This window comes from Streptococcus oralis (genome assembly GCF_001983955.1).
GTDB lineage: Bacteria > Bacillota > Bacilli > Lactobacillales > Streptococcaceae > Streptococcus > Streptococcus jiangnanensis.
Genome location: NZ_CP019562.1, coordinates 1,143,232 through 1,161,257, shown reverse-complemented (window position 1 = coordinate 1,161,257; position 18,026 = coordinate 1,143,232). Strand labels below are relative to the sequence as shown.

Sequence of the window (18,026 nt, the reverse complement as noted above, 5' to 3'; positions counted from 1 at the left end):
AATGACTAAAAAAAGAGAATTAATCTTAAGATTGGGAGTGGCTATTTACAGTCTTTGCATTGTCTGTTTTTGTTTTACTCCCCAACCTCAACTTCCTACAGGAGTGGAAACTCCAGGTATTCAAACTTTTGGACGCCTGGTTTTTCTTTTAACTCCCTTAAACTCCTTTTGGAAACTGGGTGAAGTGACTAGTTTGGGACAAGTCCTTTGGATCTTTTTGCAGAACATTTTAAATGTCTTCTTGCTTTTCCCACTAGTCTTTCAACTGATCTATCTCTGCCCAAACTTGCGACAAACCAAAAAAATCATCCTTCTCAGCTTTCTACTGAGTTTAGGAATCGAGTGCACGCAACTGGTCTTAGACTTTTTCTTTGATTTTAATCGCGTCTTTGAGATTGATGATTTGTGGACCAATACCCTGGGAGGCTATCTGGCTTGGGTCCTCTATAAAGGACTGCATAAAAACAAGATAAGGAATTAGAATGAGTATTTTAGAAGTTAAAAATTTAAGTCACGGTTTTGGTGACCGTGCAATTTTTGAAGATGTGTCCTTCCGTCTCCTCAAGGGAGAACATATCGGTCTAGTCGGCGCCAATGGTGAAGGGAAATCAACCTTTATGAGCATCGTGACTGGTAAGATGTTACCAGATGAAGGGAAGGTGGAGTGGTCCAAATATGTGACTGCTGGCTATCTGGATCAGCACGCTGTACTAAAGGAAGGTCAAACCGTGCGTGATGTCTTGCGTACAGCCTTTGATGAGCTATTTAAAGCAGAAGCTCGTATCAATGACCTCTATATGGAAATGGCTGAAGACGGAGCGGATATCGACGCGCTCATGGAAGAAGTTGGCGAACTACAAGACCGTTTGGAGAGTCGTGACTTCTATACTTTGGATGCTAAGATTGATGAAGTAGCGCGTGCTCTGGGTGTCATGGACTATGGCATGGATACAGATGTAACAGCCTTATCAGGTGGACAAAGAACCAAGGTGCTTTTGGCTAAACTCCTCCTTGAAAAACCAGATATTTTGTTGCTTGACGAGCCAACCAACTACTTGGATGCTGAACACATTGACTGGCTCAAGCGTTATCTCCAAAACTATGAGAATGCCTTTGTCCTTATTTCTCACGATATTCCTTTCCTCAACGACGTAATCAATATCGTCTACCATGTGGAAAATCAACAGCTGACGCGTTACTCTGGTGACTATTACCAGTTCCAAGAAGTCTATGCTATGAAGAAATCTCAACTGGAGGCAGCCTACGAACGCCAACAGAAAGAGATTGCAGACCTCAAGGATTTCGTGGCTCGAAACAAAGCGCGTGTTGCAACGCGTAATATGGCCATGTCCCGTCAAAAGAAACTCGACAAGATGGATATTATCGAACTGCAAAGTGAGAAGCCAAAACCATCCTTTGATTTCAAAACAGCTCGTACGCCAGGGCGTTTTATCTTCCAAGCCAAGGACTTGCAGATTGGTTATGACCGTCCTCTGACTAAGCCTTTAAACCTCACCTTTGAACGCAATCAAAAGGTTGCTATTATCGGGGCAAATGGTATCGGGAAAACAACCCTCTTGAAGTCTCTCTTGGGCATTATTCCGCCAATCGCTGGGGTAGTTGAACGCGGTGATTACCTAGAACTTGGTTACTTTGAGCAAGAAGTAGAAGGTGGCAATCGTCAAACCCCTCTTGAAGCTGTCTGGAATGCCTTTCCTGCACTCAATCAGGCAGAAGTTCGTGCGGCCCTTGCTCGTTGTGGTTTGACAACCAAGCACATCGAAAGTCAAATTCAAGTCTTGTCAGGTGGGGAACAGGCCAAGGTGCGTTTCTGTCTCTTGATGAACCGTGAAAATAACGTCTTAGTGCTGGACGAGCCGACCAACCACTTGGATGTAGATGCCAAGGATGAACTCAAACGGGCGCTTAAAGAATACAAAGGAAGTATTCTAATGGTTTGCCACGAACCAGACTTTTATGAAGGCTGGATGGACCAAATCTGGGACTTTAACAAGCTAACTTAAAGGTGCTAAAAAAGCCAAGTCGAAATGACTTGGCTTTTTTGACTAGTAATTTAAATAGTTTTCAACTTCAGATTTCTCAATTTCTTTACCGTAGTGGCAAATCGGACAAGAAACGAAGTAACTTTTACCATAAGGAAAAAGTGGAATCCAGTAGAGGGTAAATTTGCGTCCAGTTTCTACGATCTCCCATGTGTCGACATTGTTACAGTGACCACATTCGATCGCTGTTTGCGTATGTCCCAAATCTTTCTGATAACCTTTAGAACCCCAAAATAAAATCATGTCATCGTCTCCTTATCTGTTGATGGCTTATTTTTTGCTGAAATCGTAGTCTTTTACCACTTCGATACTATCAATGGTGATAGCAGACGTTGGTTTGTCTTTCTCATCTTTTTCAGCCTTGGCAATTTTGTCAACAATATCCATGCCATCGATGACTTGACCAAAGACAGGGTGTTTGCCGTCTAGACTTGGATTTCCACCTTCTTTATAGGCTTCGATGATTTTCTTTGGATACTTGCTTGTAGGGAGTTTAGCTGAAATATCTGTTGAATTTTGGTTGATGAAGAACTGGCTACCGTTGGTGTTTGGTTGACCAGTGTTAGCCATAGCAAGGGCTCCTCGGATATTGTATAGGTAAGGAGAGATTTCATTTTTGAAACCAGTTCCCTTGTCCTTCGTTTTATCCTTATCATGCCAGATAGATTGGCCTCCTGTACCATCTCCCTTAGGATCTCCAGTTTGAACCATAAAGCCATCGATGACACGGTGGAAGGTGATGCCGTTATAGTAGCCTTCCTTAGCGTGAGTAAGGAAGTTTTCAACCGCAAGAGGTGCTAGTTTTGGAAAGAGTTTGATGCGGATATCGCCTTGATTTGTGTGTAAAATGACCTCAGCTTCGTCTTCAGCAACTTCCTTAGAAAGTTGAGGGAAGTTGGCATTGTCATTTGTCAAAGCGTCATTCAAATCTTTGGCAGCCTGAGCAGCTGCTTTTGAGCTTTCTTCAGCAGAGATACTAGAGTCGACATATTCATCACCACGGAGACCACGTTGGATACTAGTACATCCAACAAGGGCTACAGTTGATAGTAAAAGAAGGGTTGCTAGTTTTTTCATTGTTAACCTCTCAAAAATTCATTTCTACCATTGTACCTTAAAAGGAGTTTGATTTCAAATGTAAAAGATTTTACTAAAAATTTCTAGTAGTTAAAAAAATTAAGACTCTGTCAAGTTTTTTTCTTGACACCTGTCAGAAATCTGCTATAATAGAACATGTGCTAAATAGCTCAGCTATTTCACCGAAATAAAAAAATAAGAAAAGAGACATTAAAAAATGGCAGTTAAAATCCGTTTGACTCGTATGGGTTCTAAGAAAAAACCTTTCTACCGTATCAACGTAGCAGACTCACGTTCACCACGTGACGGACGTTTCATCGAAACAGTTGGGACTTACAACCCACTTGTTGCTGAAAACCAAGTAACTTTGAAAGAAGACCGCGTTCTTGCATGGTTGGCTGATGGAGCTCAACCTTCAGATACAGTTCGCAACATCCTTTCAAAAGAAGGCGTATTGAAAAAATTCCACGATTCTAAATTCTCAAAATAAGTTTAAAGTAGGTTGACAGATGGATACGATTGAAAATCTCATTATTGCGATTGTGAAACCTTTGATTTCACACCCTGATGCCTTAACTATCAAGATCGAAGACACGCCAGAGTTTTTGGAGTATCACTTGGATCTTGACCAAAGCGATGTCGGTCGTGTTATCGGTCGTAAGGGTCGCACTATCTCAGCGATAAGAACGATTGTCTACTCTGTCCCAACTGAAGACAAGAAAGTAAGAATCGTTATCGATGAAAAATAAAGAAAGCGGGACAGATGTCTCGCTTTTTTGTGGAGGAGAAGATGAAGGATTTAACCTTTAGACAATTACAAGCTTACTTACTCGAACATTACCAACAGTCTCGAACTGAGGAAGGCCTCTTTATCAAACTAGTGGAGGAAGTCGGAGAAGTAGCTGAGGTCTTGAATGGGCGCTCTGGTCGAAAAGAGGGCGTTCAGGACTCAAACGAGGAACTAGCCAAAGAACTGGCAGATATCATTCACTATACGGTTGCAATTGCGGCCATCAACGATATTGACCTAACCAAAACCATCTTTGACAAAGATAAGAAGTCTGCCATTAAGTATCAGCATGAAAGAGATTTGGAAGGATTTTTGAAGAGAAAGGAGAGTTGATGTCCTCTTTCTCCAACTTGTGAAAATCCATAGAACGTGATAAAATAAGGATAGAAATAGATACAGGAGACAAGATGAACTACTTTAATGTTGGAAAAATCGTTAATACGCAGGGTTTACAGGGTGAGATGCGAGTCTTGTCTGTGACGGATTTTGCTGAGGAACGGTTTAAAAAAGGGGCAGAGCTGGCTTTATTTGATGAAAAAGATCAGTTTGTCCAAACAGTGACCATCGCAAGTCATCGTAAGCATAAGAACTTTGACATTATCAAATTCAAAGACATGTACCATATCAATGCGATTGAAAAGTACAAGGGCTATAGTCTCAAGGTCGCTGAGGAAGATTTGAACGATTTAGATGATGGTGAATTCTACTATCACGAGATTATCGGTTTGGATGTTTACGAGGGAGATAACTTGGTTGGAACCATCAAGGAAATTCTGCAACCAGGCGCCAATGATGTCTGGGTGGTCAAGCGAAAAGGCAAGCGAGATTTGCTTTTACCTTACATTCCGCCAGTAGTTCTCAATGTTGATATTCCAAACATGCGGGTTCAAGTGGAAATCTTAGAAGGGTTAGATGATGAAGATTGATATTTTAACCCTCTTTCCGGAGATGTTTTCTCCGCTGGAGCACTCGATTGTTGGGAAGGCTCGAGAAAAAGGGCTCTTGGATATCCAGTATCATAATTTCAGAGAATATGCTGAAAAGGCCCGTCATGTTGACGATGAACCTTACGGAGGCGGTCAGGGGATGTTGCTAAGGGCTCAACCCATTTTCGATGCCTTTGATGCTATTGAAAAGAAAAATCCCCGTGTCATTCTTCTTGATCCTGCTGGAAAACAGTTCGATCAAGCCTACGCTGAGGATTTGGCTCAGGAAGAGGAACTGATCTTTATCTGTGGTCACTATGAAGGGTATGACGAGCGTATCAAAACCTTGGTAACCGATGAAATTTCTCTAGGAGATTATGTTTTGACTGGTGGTGAATTGGCAGCCATGACTATGATTGATGCGACCGTGCGCTTGATTCCAGAAGTGATTGGTAAGGAGTCTAGTCACCAGGATGATAGCTTCTCTTCGGGACTTCTCGAATATCCTCAGTATACTCGCCCTTATGACTATCGAGGCATGGTCGTGCCAGATGTGCTCATGAGTGGGCACCATGAAAAGATTCGCCAGTGGCGACTGTATGAGAGTCTAAAGAAAACCTACGAGCGCAGACCTGACCTGCTAGAAAACTATCAACTAACAGCAGAGGAAGAAAAGATGCTGGCTGAAATCAAAGAAAACAAAGAATAAAGGAGAACCTTATGCAAGTAATCAAACGTAATGGAGAAATTGCTGAATTTGATCCAGATAAAATTTACCAAGCTGTCCTAAAAGCAGCTCAAACAGTTTATGTTTTGACCGATGACTTACGTCAAAACTTAGCTCAAGTTACTAAAAAAGTCGTTTTGGACTTGGAAGAAGCAAAAGTAGAACGTGCGACTATCAGCATGATCCAGTCAATGGTTGAGCACCGCTTGCTTGGAGCTGGCTACATTACAATCGCAGAACATTATATCTCTTATCGCTTGCAACGCGATTTGGAGAGAAGTGGTTATGGCGACCATATCGCTGTTCATCTTCATTTTGAACAAATCCGTTAAGAAAAAGAGTGGGATGCAAAGAACATCTCACTCTTTCTTAAATAGACTTTTCTGAGCTTTTTGTACAGTTGAGGGAACGAAACGAAGTCGCTTAATGTCACTGATACGAATGATTCGAGTTACGTTTTTTGAAAAATTTTTGACGATAATTTGTTGGCGATTAGCATCGTGTTTAACAATATCACCCGTAAAACTTGTCTCAGCAAGTATAACATGAACAGCCGTCTTTTTCTGGATGGCTTGTTCAATCATAGCAGTGAGGGAGTTATCCTGGATTTGCGGATGATCATCATTCCCATTGAGAAAACCATGTAGTTTATCTAGAACTAGTTTGAATGTCTGTCTCATAGAATCCTCCCTTCTTATATATCCACATTATATAAAATTTTCCTAAAAACCACAAGATTTTTACGAATAGACTATAGAAAGCATATCACATAAAGGAGTTAAAATGGCAGAATTTACATTTGAGATCGAAGAACACTTACTGACCTTGTCTGAAAATGACAAAGGATGGACTAAAGAACTAAATCGCGTTAGCTTTAATGGAGCACCAGCAAAGTTTGATATTCGTTCTTGGAGTCCTGACCATACCAAAATGGGCAAAGGAATCACGCTTTCCAATGAAGAATTTCAGGTAATGGTCGATGCCTTTAAAGGGGGACAATAAAAAGAATCTTGAGTGTAACTCAAGATTCTTTTTTAGGACACAATATAGTCACAGAGAGAAGTCTTAGACAATTGAATGAAAGTCTCTCTATACTCTTCAGGGGGGATTGGATTATCTTTACGAATCCAGACTTCAATGAAAGAGATTGCCATGGTCGTAATGATATAAGCGATGTCCTCTTTACTAAAATTATATTTCAGTTGGTAATTAATATTTTTTAGTACCCACTCCGAGTATGTCCCACGCAGAAACTCCTTCCAACATGGGTCGGCTTGAGAATTGTACAAGGCACCGATGACTTCTCGCTTTTCATAGATGAGAGGAAGAACGCGGTCCGCTAAGAGAGTGATGGGATCGCCATCTCTTTCAGGACAGTAGTTGTTAAAAATATTGAAGATTTGTTGATCGGTCTCCTTGTGGATATAATCGATAATATCTTCAAAGTTATTAAAGTGCTTTTGATAAATCGCTTGGCGGGAAATACCAGCTTCTGCAGCAATCTCAGTCATGGTAAAAGAAGTTCGCTGAGGGTTTCTCCTTGCAAGAGTGATAAAAGCATCTAAGATTAACTCTCTAGTTTTGTTTGCCATAACTTTACCTTCCTATCTATAAATATTAAAAATACTAGATTTAGTATTACCCAAGCTTTCCCTTTAGCATAAATAAACTGAATAGATGATTATTTGAAAGCCTCTATAAGACTATTATATCATAGATTTATTAGAAATAACAGATTGTTACAAGGAGGCATTACTTTTTGCAAACTCCTATTATGTCAGTATTTTCAGACAATTCTTAGGAAAGTCATTTTTTATATGGTGTTATGAAATAATATATCAAAACGCTTGACAATGTGTAAATAAATAACTTGATAGATAAAAAGATTTTAATAAAAATATTCAAAGATATGTAGTATAATAGTCGTGGACGATATTTTGCTATATTTCCATCTGATCATGAGTAGTGATACTCCTGCTAAAGATTGAATTTAATATTTTGAATAATGCTAACAGTATATTCTTTACCCAAGCAAAATTACATAGTATAAGGCTCATAACTATGTAATTAATCTACGTGATTGAAAGGGGGTGTTGCTTACGGGGAGAAGACGATGCACTATTCAATCAATTTCAATCATTTAGAAAGGAATATTATGAAAAAGAAAAATTTCAAAAAATTATTATTAACAGTTCTTTTTCCTCTGATGCTCTTGGGGGTGTTTGCTAAAACAACTCAAGTCGAAGCAGCAGACATCACCAATAAAGTTGTCTTTTCAGACGTTAAAATCCTTGCTGAGGATACAGGAAATGCTGATGAAATTTTCTGGCATGCTAAGGGAAGCACTTACAAAGGTGTTTTATTTAATGGGAAGTTTGCTTTTCCTGGCTTAGCTGCCGGAGATATTAAAGAAGGGGATTACTTCACAATCAAAGTTCCAGATGGTTTGTCTCTTAAAGATGCCACTTTGGATTTGATTGATACCTCAAGTAATAAAGTCCTGGGTAAAGTAGTAGCCGACAGCGTAACAGGTGTTATAACTTTTACTTTCAGTAAAGAAGTTGAAGATAAACAAAATGTAAAAGGAACCTTTACCGTTGCGTCAAATGCAACGACGACGGGCACGGAAAACACGGTAACCTATAACCTCCCCGGGGGTACACAAACCATTACCTTTAAACCTTATAAAGATGAAGATGCCGTTAATGTTGAAGGTGAGATTATCCACAAAGGTGGTTGGTCGAACGGTACGGTTAATTATGTAGCGTGGTGGATGCGTGTCAACCGTGCGGCTGAAGATTTAACAGGTAAGACTGTTATTATTAAAGATGCTATTGATAAAGATGGCGGTTCCTTGGCTACCTTCATCGCAGACAGCTTTGTTCTTAAGGCCGTTACTTATGAATCAACGAATACTTCAAAGGCAGACCTAGCTAGTGAGTTGGAAACTTATCAAGTAACAACCGATCCTGCTGCTTATAAGGCTGATTCAGATCACAAAGCTCTTTTGAAGATTACAAACAGTGGTTTTGGTTACGAACTGCTCTTGCCAACCAACACGGGAACAAAGGCTTTCCATCTCGAATATCACACAACTACCCCAGCTGATGGCACAAAAGTTAAAAACTCAGCTGGTATCACTGTAGATGGAGAAGCTCGTCCAACATGGAAATCATGGAATGGTACTACAAACACCAAAACAGTGCACTCAACTGAAGTTTTGGCTGTTAAATCGGTAGGTGCGACAGTTTCGGTTGACCTTGCTGGTAAAGTTAAAATCGTTAAATATGATGAAGGCGATGCTAATGTTAAATTGAAAGATGTTGAATTCGATATTGTCAATAAAGACGACAAATCGAAGAAATACACTATCAAGACAGATGAAAACGGTGTTGCCATCACACCTGTATTGTCAAACGGAACTTACGTTGTTACAGAAGTTCGCACTAAAGACGGATATATTCTAGATAAAACAGAACGTGAAGTTAAGATGACTGGTGAACCTGTTATCTTGAACATTCCGAACAAACGTAAAACAGTTGACTTTACAGCCACTAAAAAATGGACTAAGGGTAACGCAGGAGACTACAAACAAGTAAGTGTAGGTCTTTATGTTCGTAAAGAAAGCGAAGCAGAAACAGACGCTAAACCTGTCACTGGTTCTTATACACCAACTGTAACTGAAAATGATGGTGTCTACACTTATGAGTGGAAAGACCAATTACCGGAACTTGATACAGATGGCAGCAAATTAGTTTACTCTGTTCGTGAGTTGGAAGACGGAACAGGTATCCCACTTGCTGAAGGTGCTACTATTAATGGTGCTAGTGGTGCAACTTATACTGTTAAGTATAACACTAACGGCAAAGAAATCACTAACGAAGGCCCAACGCCAGTAAATGCTCAAATCCAAGCAATTAAAAAATTGACTGGTCGTGTTATGAAAGCTGGTGAGTTTGAATTTGACTTGTTCGATGACAAGACAGGTAAAGTTGTTGAAACAGTAACAAATGATGTGGATGGTAATATCATTTTTGCCGAATTAACATTTGACAAAGCTGGTACATACAACTACCACATTGTTGAGAAAAAAGCGAACACAACTGAAAAAGGTGTTACTTACGATGCCAACCCTGTTGGCGTAACAGTTACTGTATCAGCAGATGCTGAAGGCAAATTATCTGCAGCTGTCGCATACGAAAACGATGATAAGACTTTTGAAAACACATACGCTCCTAAGAAAACGTCAGCTCCTATTGAAGTAACAAAAGCTCTTTCAGGTCGTACCTTGAAAGCTGATGAGTTTGAGTTTGTCTTGAAGAATGACGCAGATGGTTCAGAAGTTCAAAAAGTGAAGAACACTGCTGACGGTAAGGTCACATTTGCACCAATCGAATACACTAAAGCTGGAACATACAAGTACACTATCGTTGAAACAAACGCTGGACAAACTATTGACGGTGTAACATACGATAGTCTCGAAGTTAAAGTCACAGTAGAAGTAACAGACGATGGTGAAGGAAAACTTACTGCTAACGTAACTTATCCAGCTGACAAAGAGTTCAACAACAGCTACGGAGCTTCAAAAATTCCGGCTACTCTTGCAGTTAAGAAAACACTTACTGGTCGTGAGTTGAAAGCTGATGAGTTTGAATTTACTTTGACAGACCAAGATGGTAACGTGAAAGAAACAGTCAAGAATGACAAAGATGGAAACGTTAAGTTCTCAGCCTTGGAATTCGATAAAGCTGGAACTTTCACTTACAAGATTGCTGAAAAAGCTGGAACTGCTACAGGCATCACGTACGACTCGAAAACAATCACAGCTACAGTTACTGTAGCGGACAATGGTAAAGGTGCCCTTGAAGCAACTGTTACTTACGACGATGAAAAAGCATTTGAGAACACTTACACTCCAGCAGGGGCTACAAGTGTAACTCTTGGAGCTAAGAAAGTTCTTGAAGGTAAAGACCTTGAAGCTGGTAAATACAGCTTTGAATTGAAGAAAGAAGACGGAACTGTTGTTGAAACGGTGAAAAACGCTGCTGATGGAACAGTGACATTCTCACCAATCTCATATGATGAGAGCCAAGTGGGAACTCACAAGTATACCATCTCTGAAGTTGCTGGAACTGAAACAGGCATCACTTACGATAAGACAGTTCAAGAAGTTGAAGTAACTGTTGTGAAAGTAAGTGCAACTGAATTGAAAGCAACTGCTTCAAAAGAAGCTAACGATCTTGTATTTACAAACAAATACACTCCAGCGAAAACTGAAGTTCCTGTGAAGAAAGTATGGAAGGACGCAAACAACCAAGACGGTAAACGTCCAACTTCTATCACAGTTAAATTGCTTGCAGATGGTCAAGATACAGGTAAAACACTTGAATTGACTGAAGCAAACGGTTGGGCAGGAAGCTTCACAAATCTTGATGCTGATAAAGGCGGAACACCTATCCAGTACACTGTAGTAGAAGTAACTGTTACTGGTTACACTTCTGACGTTACTGGTGACGCTGCATCAGGATTCACCATCACAAATAGCTATTCTCCAGAAACAGTTGATGTAAAAGCAACTAAGAACTGGGATGACGCAAACAACCAAGACGGTAAACGTCCAACCAAGATTACAATCAATCTTTTAGCAGACGGTCAGAAAGTTGAATCGAAAGAAGTTCAAGCAGCCGCAGACGGAACTTGGACTGTCGAATTCACGAAATTAGCAAAATATAAAGATGGTAAAGAAATCAAATACACTGTAACAGAAGATGCCGTAGCAGAATACGAATCAACGATTACAGACTTTACGATCACAAACAAATATGCTCCTAAAGCAATCGACTACAAGGTAACAAAAGTATGGAACGATGCGAACAACCAAGACGGCAAACGTCCTGAGTCCGTAACGGTTCAACTTTATAAAAAAGTAGGAGATGCAGATCCAGTAGCTGTTGAAGGTAAGAAATTGACCTTGACAGCTAGGGATAAGACAGACGCTAACACTTGGGTAGCATCCTTCACAAATCTTCCACAATACGAAGCTGGTAAAGAAATCACTTACTCTATCAAGGAAGTAGACGTACCGGCTGGTTATGAATCCTCTGTAACTGGTCAGGTCGTGACAAACACTCACACACCAGAAACAGTCGTTCTTTCAGGAACTAAGGTTTGGAAAGATAACAACAACCAAGACGGCAAACGTGCAGATAAAGTGAAAGTTCAAATTCTTAACGGCGACAAAGTTGTTCAAGAAATTGAAGTTTCAGAAGCAACTGGCTGGAAGTTCGAATCAAAAGCACTTCCTAAGTATGAAAATGGTAAAGAAATCAAGTACACTGTCAAAGAAGTAGCTGTGAAAGAATATACCTCAACAGTTACTACGGACAAAGATGGTAAGTACACAGTTACCAATACACATGCTCCAGAGAAAACATCTGTAAAAGGTCATAAGATCTGGAAAGATGAAGAGAACAAAGACGGTATCCGTCCAGCATCTATCACAGTGAAACTTCTTGCCGATGGTCAAGACACTGGTAAGACTGCGGTAGCCTCAGAAGCAACTGGTTGGACTTATGAGTTCACAGACCTTGATCGTTATAAAGACGGTCAAGCAATCGAATACTCTGTAGTAGAAGTTCCAGTTGAAGGTTATTCATCTAAAGTAGAAGGCTTCAATATCACAAATACACACACTCCAGAAAAACCAACACCAGGTAAACCAAATGAACCAGGAAAACCAGGTCCAAAACCTCAACTTCCTAACACTGGTGAAAAAGCATCTAGCGCAGCAGTAGTTGCAGGACTTGCTTTGATGGCAGTGACTGGTGGATTGTACTTTGTAAGCCGTAAAAATAAATAATCTCTATATTAGAGTTGATTTTCAGTTAGTTCTTAGGAAGTAATTGGAAAGGAAATAGTCCAGAACAATGGTTCTGGACTATTTTTTTATCTTGAAAAATATGGAAGGCTTTTCAATCGTTCGAGTAGGGGACGACTAATGAAACTAATGGCAATAATCTTACCAAGGTCAGGGAGGATAAAGGGAAGGACACCGACAGCGAGTGCCTTATCGAATGGCATCCCGGCAAGGAAGTGGAGGCTGAGAATACCTCCGACAAAGACGAGGGAGTCACCCAAGAGGTTGGCTAGGAAAATGCGAATGTAGCCACTGTTTTGATGGATGAGATAAGATGTAAGTCCAGCATAGACAAGGTCGAACCAAAGATAGCCTGCACTTGGGCCGACTAAAACGTGAAATCCAGCTCCTCCCCCTGCAAAAACAGGTAAACCAATGGCACCCAGCAAGAGATAGAGAGCTACAGATAGAACAGCTTCTCTGGGTCTAAAAACAGTAGCAATCAGACCGATTGCAAAGTTTTGCAAAGTGAAAGGTACAGGACCGATAGGGAGACTGATTTGTGCCAATACGGCGATGAGAGCAGCGCCGATAGCAGGGATAGCATAGATATGAGCTTTTTTCAAAACTGTTAACCTCTTTTCAAAATTATAGTAACTATTATACTAATTCAGAAACAAAAGTCAACCTATTTTTTAATTAAGGGTAACATTTTTTGTAACAGCCGATTTTACATGTAAAAAGAGACCTCTTCAGGTCTCTTGCGATAATTAGCGCATGGTCACAAATTCTTCAGAAGCAGTTGGGTGGATAGCTACTGTAGCGTCAAAGTCTGCCTTGGTCGCTCCCATCTTGATAGCGACTGCAAATCCTTGAATCATCTCATCCACTCCGTATCCTAGTCCGTGAAGACCAACAACTTTTTCATCAGCACCAGCGGTGATGAGTTTGAAGCGTGATTCTTGACGATGGTTTGTAACAGCAGAGTACATAGATGCAAAACTTGACTTGTAGACTTTGATGTTATCTTGGCCGTATTCTTTGATAGCTTGATCCTCGGTTAAACCAACCGTTCCGATTGCTGGGTGTGAGAAGACAACAGTAGGGATAGTCGTGTAGTCCATCTTGGCATTTGTTTTCCCGTTGAAGAGGCGTTCAGATAAGGTACGTCCTGCCTTGATGGCTACTGGGGTCAGTTCCTTCTCACCAGTAACATCTCCAAGAGCATAGATGCCATCTACAACTGTATTTTGATATTCATCCACTTGGATAAATCCACGTTGGTTGAGTGTGACGCCAGCCTTTTCTAACTCCAGACCGTCTACATTTGGACGGCGACCGGTAGCCCAGATTACTTTGCTGGCAGTGTGACTAGAACCGTCTTCGAAATGAATGGTAATACCTTGCTCCGTTTCTTCGAGCTTGACGGGTACCTTGTGTGTGTGTAAAGGTAGACCTGTTTTTTCCATTTCATTGACAAGTCCTTCAACTATGTAGCTGTCAAAACCACGCAAGGGACGATCGCGACGGACAAACAAATCCGTTTTTACTCCTAGCGCGTGGAGAACACCTGCTAATTCAACGGCGATATAACCAGCTCCAAGAATCGCAACGGATTCAGGAAGTTGCTCCCAAGCAAAGACATCGTCTGAGCTACCACCGAGTTCAGCTCCAGGAATAGTTGGGATGCTTGGACGAGCGCCAGTCGCAATCACGATATGCTTGGCACGAATCAATTCACCATTGACGCTAACGGTGTGGGAATCAACAAAATGAGCACGACCTTCAATCAAATCAACACCGTTGCGCTTGAAACTTCCATCATAAGACGAGCGGGCACGATCGATGTAGGCTTCACGATTTTGACGAAGTTTTGCGAAATCAAATTGCACATCTGAACTTGTAAAACCATAGTCAGGGCCGTAGTGGTGGAAGCTTTCAGCGATTTGCGCTCCATACCACATGATTTTTTTAGGAACACAGCCGACATTGACGCAGGTTCCACCTAATTTTTTCTCTTCGATAACAGCAGCTTTAGCACCGTGTTCGCCAGCGCGGTTCATAGTGGCAATGCCGCCGCTTCCTCCACCGATGGCGATGATATCATATTCTCTCATAAAAAACTCCTTATAGCTTTGATAGTCATATTCTATCGTTTTTATTTTTTGAATGCAAAAATCTGCTACGATAAAAAAATTATAAAAACGCTTGCCAAATTCAAAAAGATATTGTATTATATATCTAGCACAATAATCCAATAAACGAATACCGAACGAAATAATGATCCTGAATTGTCATTGTTTCCATCTGAACTGTCATTGTTTGGGCTTGGTGTTTCTGATATAATGGTTTTTGTAAGGCAAAAGATTAAAGGAGTTTAAATATGAAAAGAAATAAGAAGGCAAAAAAATGGCAATTATACACAGCGATTGGTGTTGCCAGTGCTATTGTTATCGGTGCTGCGGGGATTTTGATTTTTAGACAACCTTCCCAGTCAGCAATCAAGGAGGAAACCTCTCATATCGTTACTGCTAAGGAAGGTTCTGTTGCTTCATCGGTTCTCTTGTCAGGTACGGTTACAGCAAAAAATGAACAATACGTTTATTTTGATGCTAGTAAGGGAGATTTAGATGAAATTCTCGTTTCGGTTGGAGACAAGGTCGAAGAAGGGCAAGCTTTGGTCAAATACAGCAGTGCAGATGCTCAAGCTGCCTATGATGCAGCCGATCGTGCAGTTGCAAAGGCAGACCGTCATATTGAGGAGTTAAACAAAGCTCGTGAGAATGCATCAGCTGCACCAGCTTCTCCACAAGTTCCAGCAGAAGCTGGACTCCCAGAACAAGCGCAAGCAGCGACTTCTTCCGTATCCTCTATCGACTCTCAAATCAGTGATGCCAAGGATAACCGTGCAGATGCTGTTGCCCAACTCAACAAGGCTCAAGCTCAGCTAGATGCTGCAACAGTCCTCAGTACACTAGAAGGGACTGTAGTTGAAGTTAATCGTAATGTTTCCAAATCGCCAACAGGTAATAGCCAAGTGGTAGTACATGTCGTAAGTAATGAAAACTTGCAGGTCAAAGGGGAGTTGTCTGAATACAACCTTGCCAACCTCTCTGTAGGGCAAGAAGTTACCTTTACTTCTAAAGTGTATCAAGATAAGAGTTGGACTGGTAAGATTAGCTATATTTCTGATTATCCTAAAAACAATGGAGAAGCAGCAAATGCAGCCCTTGGAGGAAATACTGGCTCTAAGTACCCTTATACTGTTGATGTGACCAGCGATATCGGTGAGTTGAAACAAGGCTTCTCTGTCAGTGTGGAAGTCAAAAACAAGAGTAAAGCCATCCTTGTTCCTTTGGCAAGTGTTGTTACCGAAAATGACAAAAACTATGTCTGGCTCGTTGACGACCAGAAAAAAGCCAAGAAAGTGGAAGTTACTTTGGGGAATGCGGATGCAGACAACCAAGAAATTACTTCAGGTTTGACAGACGGAGCCAAGGTCATCAGTAATCCAACATCTTCCTTGGAAGAAGGAAAAGAGGTGAAGGCTGATGAAGAAACTAATTAGTCTCAAAAATATCTGTAGGAGTTATCGAAATGGTGACCAAGAACTGCAGGTCCTTAAAAATATCAATCTAGAAGTTCATGAAGGTGAGTTTGTTGCCATTATGGGACCTTCTGGTTCTGGTAAGTCTACGTTGATGAATACCATCGGAATGTTGGATACACCAACTAGTGGAGAGTACTATCTTGAAGGTCAAGAAGTGGCAGGTCTTGGAGAGAAACAATTGGCCAAGGTCCGCAACCAGCAAATCGGCTTTGTCTTTCAGCAGTTCTTTCTCTTGTCCAAGCTTAATGCTCTTCAAAATGTCGAATTGCCCTTGATTTACGCTGGTGTTTCGGCTTCAAAACGTCGGAAATTGGCTGAGGAATTTCTGGAAAAGGTTGAACTGACGGAGCGCAGTCATCATTTGCCTTCCGAGTTATCAGGTGGTCAAAAGCAACGTGTAGCGATTGCGCGTGCTTTGGTAAATAATCCTTCTATCATCCTAGCAGACGAACCCACAGGAGCCTTGGATACCAAGACAGGAAATCAAATCATGCAGCTGTTGGTGGAGTTAAACAAGGAAGGGAAAACCATTATCATGGTCACGCACGAGCCTGAGATTGCGGCCTATGCCAAACGCCAAATTGTCATTCGTGATGGGATCATCTCGTCCGACAGTGCCCTAGAAAAGGAGGAAAACTAGATGCAGAATCTGAAATTTGCCTTTTCATCCATCATGGCCCACAAGATGCGTTCCTTCCTCACCATGATTGGGATTATCATCGGAGTTTCGTCTGTCGTCGTCATCATGGCACTGGGAGACTCCATGTCTCGTCAGGTCAATAAAAACATGACCAAATCACAGAAGGATATCCATGTCTTTTTCTCCCCTATCAAAAGCAAGGACGGCTCCTTCACGCAGAAACAATCCGCTTTGACAGTCAGTGGGAAAGAAGAGGATGTTCATGTTGAACCACCAAAACCACTAGAATCCTGGGTCAAGGAGGCTGCTAAACTTAAAGGAGTAGACAGCTACTATGTCACCAACTCGACCAACGTCACCCTATCTTATAAGGATAAGAAAGTTGAACGAGCGACTCTGACAGGCGGAAATAGCACCTACATGAACGCAGTTGAAAATGAAATCGTTGCGGGTAGAAGTCTAAGACCGCAAGACTACAAGGAATTTGCCAGTGTGATTTTGCTGGACGAAGAACTAGCCAAGAGTTTGTTTGATAGTCCAGAAGCTGCGGTTAATCAAATCATCTCTGTTAATGAATTTAGTTACCGTGTGATTGGTGTTTATACTAGTAATGAAGCTAAAACTGCTAAATCCTTTGGGATTGGTGGTCTTCCAATTACGACCAATATTTCTCTCGCAGCCAATTTTAATACTGATGAAATCTCGAACATCGTCTTTCGTGTCAATGATACTAGTCTAACGCAGACCTTGGGACCAGAGTTGGCTCGAAAATTGACTGAGATTGCTGGTCTTCAGCAAGGGGAGTACCAAGTTGCGGATGCAACTGCCGCCTTCCAAGAGGTACAACAACTATTTGGTTTTATGACAACGATCATCAGTGCCATCGCAGGAATCTCTCTCTTTGTCGGGGGAACTGGTGTCATGAATATAATGCTGGTTTCGGTCACAGAACGCACGCGGGAGATTGGTCTACGAAAAGCTCTCGGAGCTACTCGGGCTAATATCTTGGTACAGTTTTTGATTGAATCCATGATCTTAACTTTGCTAGGTGGTGTCATCGGTCTTGGGATTGCTGCTGGAATGACCATGTTAGCTGGAGTATTGCTTCAAAACATGATTGCAGGTATCGAAGTTGGGGTTTCCCTCCCAATCGCTCTCTTTAGCTTGGCTGTGTCAGCCAGCGTTGGGATGATCTTCGGAGTCTTGCCGGCCAATAAAGCCTCTAAGCTCGATCCAATCGAAGCCCTTCGTTATGAATAAGATATAGAACAGAAAAAAACAAGATGGACATTTATCTGTCTTGTTTTTGTATGGATTTTCCTGTCGAAAATCACTAA

19 protein-coding genes are annotated in these 18,026 nt (G+C 41.2%); 13 read left to right on the top strand and 6 right to left on the bottom strand.

The features are described from left to right. Window position 1 precedes the first annotated feature (1 nt). Entirely contained in the window at window positions 2-481 is a 480-nt protein-coding gene (locus BWR56_RS05655) for a VanZ family protein (protein WP_000163102.1), read from the top strand. Between the two features lies 1 nt (window position 482). Continuing rightward, window positions 483-2,024 (top strand): ABC-F family ATP-binding cassette domain-containing protein, encoded by a 1,542-nt coding sequence (locus tag BWR56_RS05650; protein ID WP_076984610.1) that lies wholly within the window; start codon window positions 483-485, stop codon window positions 2,022-2,024. A 42-nt stretch (window positions 2,025-2,066) separates the two neighbouring features. Here BWR56_RS05650 and BWR56_RS05645 read toward each other — a convergent pair whose 3' ends face one another. Both BWR56_RS05645 and BWR56_RS05640 read right to left on the bottom strand, forming a co-directional pair. Beyond that, the gene (locus BWR56_RS05645) at window positions 2,067-2,306 is read right to left on the bottom strand and encodes a zinc-ribbon domain-containing protein (RefSeq protein WP_000600214.1); all 240 of its coding nucleotides are present in this window, start codon (window positions 2,304-2,306) and stop codon (window positions 2,067-2,069) included. A gap of 27 nt (window positions 2,307-2,333) precedes the next feature. After that, entirely contained in the window at window positions 2,334-3,140 is an 807-nt protein-coding gene (locus tag BWR56_RS05640) for a peptidylprolyl isomerase (RefSeq protein ID WP_000731940.1), read from the bottom strand. A 217-nt stretch (window positions 3,141-3,357) separates the two neighbouring features. Between BWR56_RS05640 and rpsP the strand changes: the two genes are divergently transcribed. The 6 genes from rpsP (at window position 3,358) to BWR56_RS05610 (ending at window position 5,915) form a co-directional block, all read left to right on the top strand. After that, entirely contained in the window at window positions 3,358-3,630 is a 273-nt protein-coding gene (rpsP, locus tag BWR56_RS05635; RefSeq protein WP_000268760.1) for a 30S ribosomal protein S16, read from the top strand. A 19-nt stretch (window positions 3,631-3,649) separates the two neighbouring features. Continuing rightward, complete coding sequence (kphA, locus tag BWR56_RS05630) at window positions 3,650-3,889, top strand: RNA-binding protein KphA (RefSeq protein WP_000379615.1); 240 nt, start codon at window positions 3,650-3,652, stop codon at window positions 3,887-3,889. A 41-nt stretch (window positions 3,890-3,930) separates the two neighbouring features. Continuing rightward, a complete protein-coding gene (locus BWR56_RS05625) occupies window positions 3,931-4,263 on the top strand; it encodes a MazG nucleotide pyrophosphohydrolase domain-containing protein (RefSeq protein ID WP_049477707.1) in 333 nt (110 codons plus the stop codon). A gap of 74 nt (window positions 4,264-4,337) precedes the next feature. After that, on the top strand, window positions 4,338-4,856 hold the full coding sequence (gene rimM, locus BWR56_RS05620; protein WP_076984609.1) for a ribosome maturation factor RimM: 519 nt from the start codon (window positions 4,338-4,340) through the stop codon (window positions 4,854-4,856). Continuing rightward, window positions 4,846-5,565 carry a tRNA (guanosine(37)-N1)-methyltransferase TrmD gene (gene trmD / locus BWR56_RS05615; protein ID WP_002882191.1) on the top strand — a complete coding sequence of 240 codons (720 nt, stop codon included), beginning with the start codon at window positions 4,846-4,848 and terminating at the stop codon, window positions 5,563-5,565. The genes rimM and trmD overlap by 11 nt, the downstream gene beginning before the upstream one ends. An 11-nt stretch (window positions 5,566-5,576) precedes the next feature. Next, entirely contained in the window at window positions 5,577-5,915 is a 339-nt protein-coding gene (locus tag BWR56_RS05610) for an ATP cone domain-containing protein (RefSeq protein WP_001196045.1), read from the top strand. Window positions 5,916-5,942: 27 nt separating this feature from the next. Here the strand turns inward: BWR56_RS05610 and BWR56_RS05605 are convergent, their stop codons facing one another. Further along, window positions 5,943-6,263 (bottom strand): eukaryotic translation initiation factor 4 gamma, encoded by a 321-nt coding sequence (locus BWR56_RS05605; protein ID WP_049477659.1) that lies wholly within the window; start codon window positions 6,261-6,263, stop codon window positions 5,943-5,945. 103 nt (window positions 6,264-6,366) lie between these two features. Here BWR56_RS05605 and BWR56_RS05600 point away from each other — a divergent pair, with 103 nt between their 5' ends. Beyond that, complete coding sequence (locus BWR56_RS05600; RefSeq protein ID WP_000807419.1) at window positions 6,367-6,585, top strand: YdbC family protein; 219 nt, start codon at window positions 6,367-6,369, stop codon at window positions 6,583-6,585. Window positions 6,586-6,617: 32 nt separating this feature from the next. Here the strand turns inward: BWR56_RS05600 and BWR56_RS05595 are convergent, their stop codons facing one another. Continuing rightward, on the bottom strand, window positions 6,618-7,175 hold the full coding sequence (locus BWR56_RS05595; RefSeq protein ID WP_076984608.1) for a TetR/AcrR family transcriptional regulator: 558 nt from the start codon (window positions 7,173-7,175) through the stop codon (window positions 6,618-6,620). A gap of 563 nt (window positions 7,176-7,738) precedes the next feature. Here BWR56_RS05595 and BWR56_RS05590 point away from each other — a divergent pair. Next, on the top strand, window positions 7,739-12,442 hold the full coding sequence (locus BWR56_RS05590; RefSeq protein WP_076984607.1) for a Cna B-type domain-containing protein: 4,704 nt from the start codon (window positions 7,739-7,741) through the stop codon (window positions 12,440-12,442). A gap of 86 nt (window positions 12,443-12,528) precedes the next feature. On the opposite strand, the gene BWR56_RS05585 is transcribed toward BWR56_RS05590, so the two are convergent. Further along, the gene (locus tag BWR56_RS05585) at window positions 12,529-13,065 is read right to left on the bottom strand and encodes a biotin transporter BioY (protein ID WP_049505579.1); all 537 of its coding nucleotides are present in this window, start codon (window positions 13,063-13,065) and stop codon (window positions 12,529-12,531) included. A gap of 144 nt (window positions 13,066-13,209) precedes the next feature. After that, window positions 13,210-14,556: a glutathione-disulfide reductase gene (gor, locus tag BWR56_RS05580; protein WP_049505580.1), complete on the bottom strand. Its 1,347-nt coding sequence runs from the start codon at window positions 14,554-14,556 to the stop codon at window positions 13,210-13,212. Between the two features lie 266 nt (window positions 14,557-14,822). On the opposite strand from gor, the gene BWR56_RS05575 reads away from it, so the two are divergent. From BWR56_RS05575 to BWR56_RS05565, 3 genes are read left to right on the top strand one after another with little or no spacing between them, the layout of a single operon-like run. Next, a complete protein-coding gene (locus BWR56_RS05575) occupies window positions 14,823-16,007 on the top strand; it encodes an efflux RND transporter periplasmic adaptor subunit (protein ID WP_049505581.1) in 1,185 nt (394 codons plus the stop codon). Continuing rightward, the gene (locus BWR56_RS05570) at window positions 15,991-16,689 is read left to right on the top strand and encodes an ABC transporter ATP-binding protein (protein WP_049505582.1); all 699 of its coding nucleotides are present in this window, start codon (window positions 15,991-15,993) and stop codon (window positions 16,687-16,689) included. Before BWR56_RS05575 ends, BWR56_RS05570 begins: the two co-directional genes overlap by 17 nt. Continuing rightward, window positions 16,690-17,949, top strand: a complete 1,260-nt coding sequence (locus BWR56_RS05565) for an ABC transporter permease (RefSeq protein WP_049505583.1) — start codon at window positions 16,690-16,692, stop codon at window positions 17,947-17,949. The last annotated feature ends 77 nt before the right edge of the window (window positions 17,950-18,026 follow it).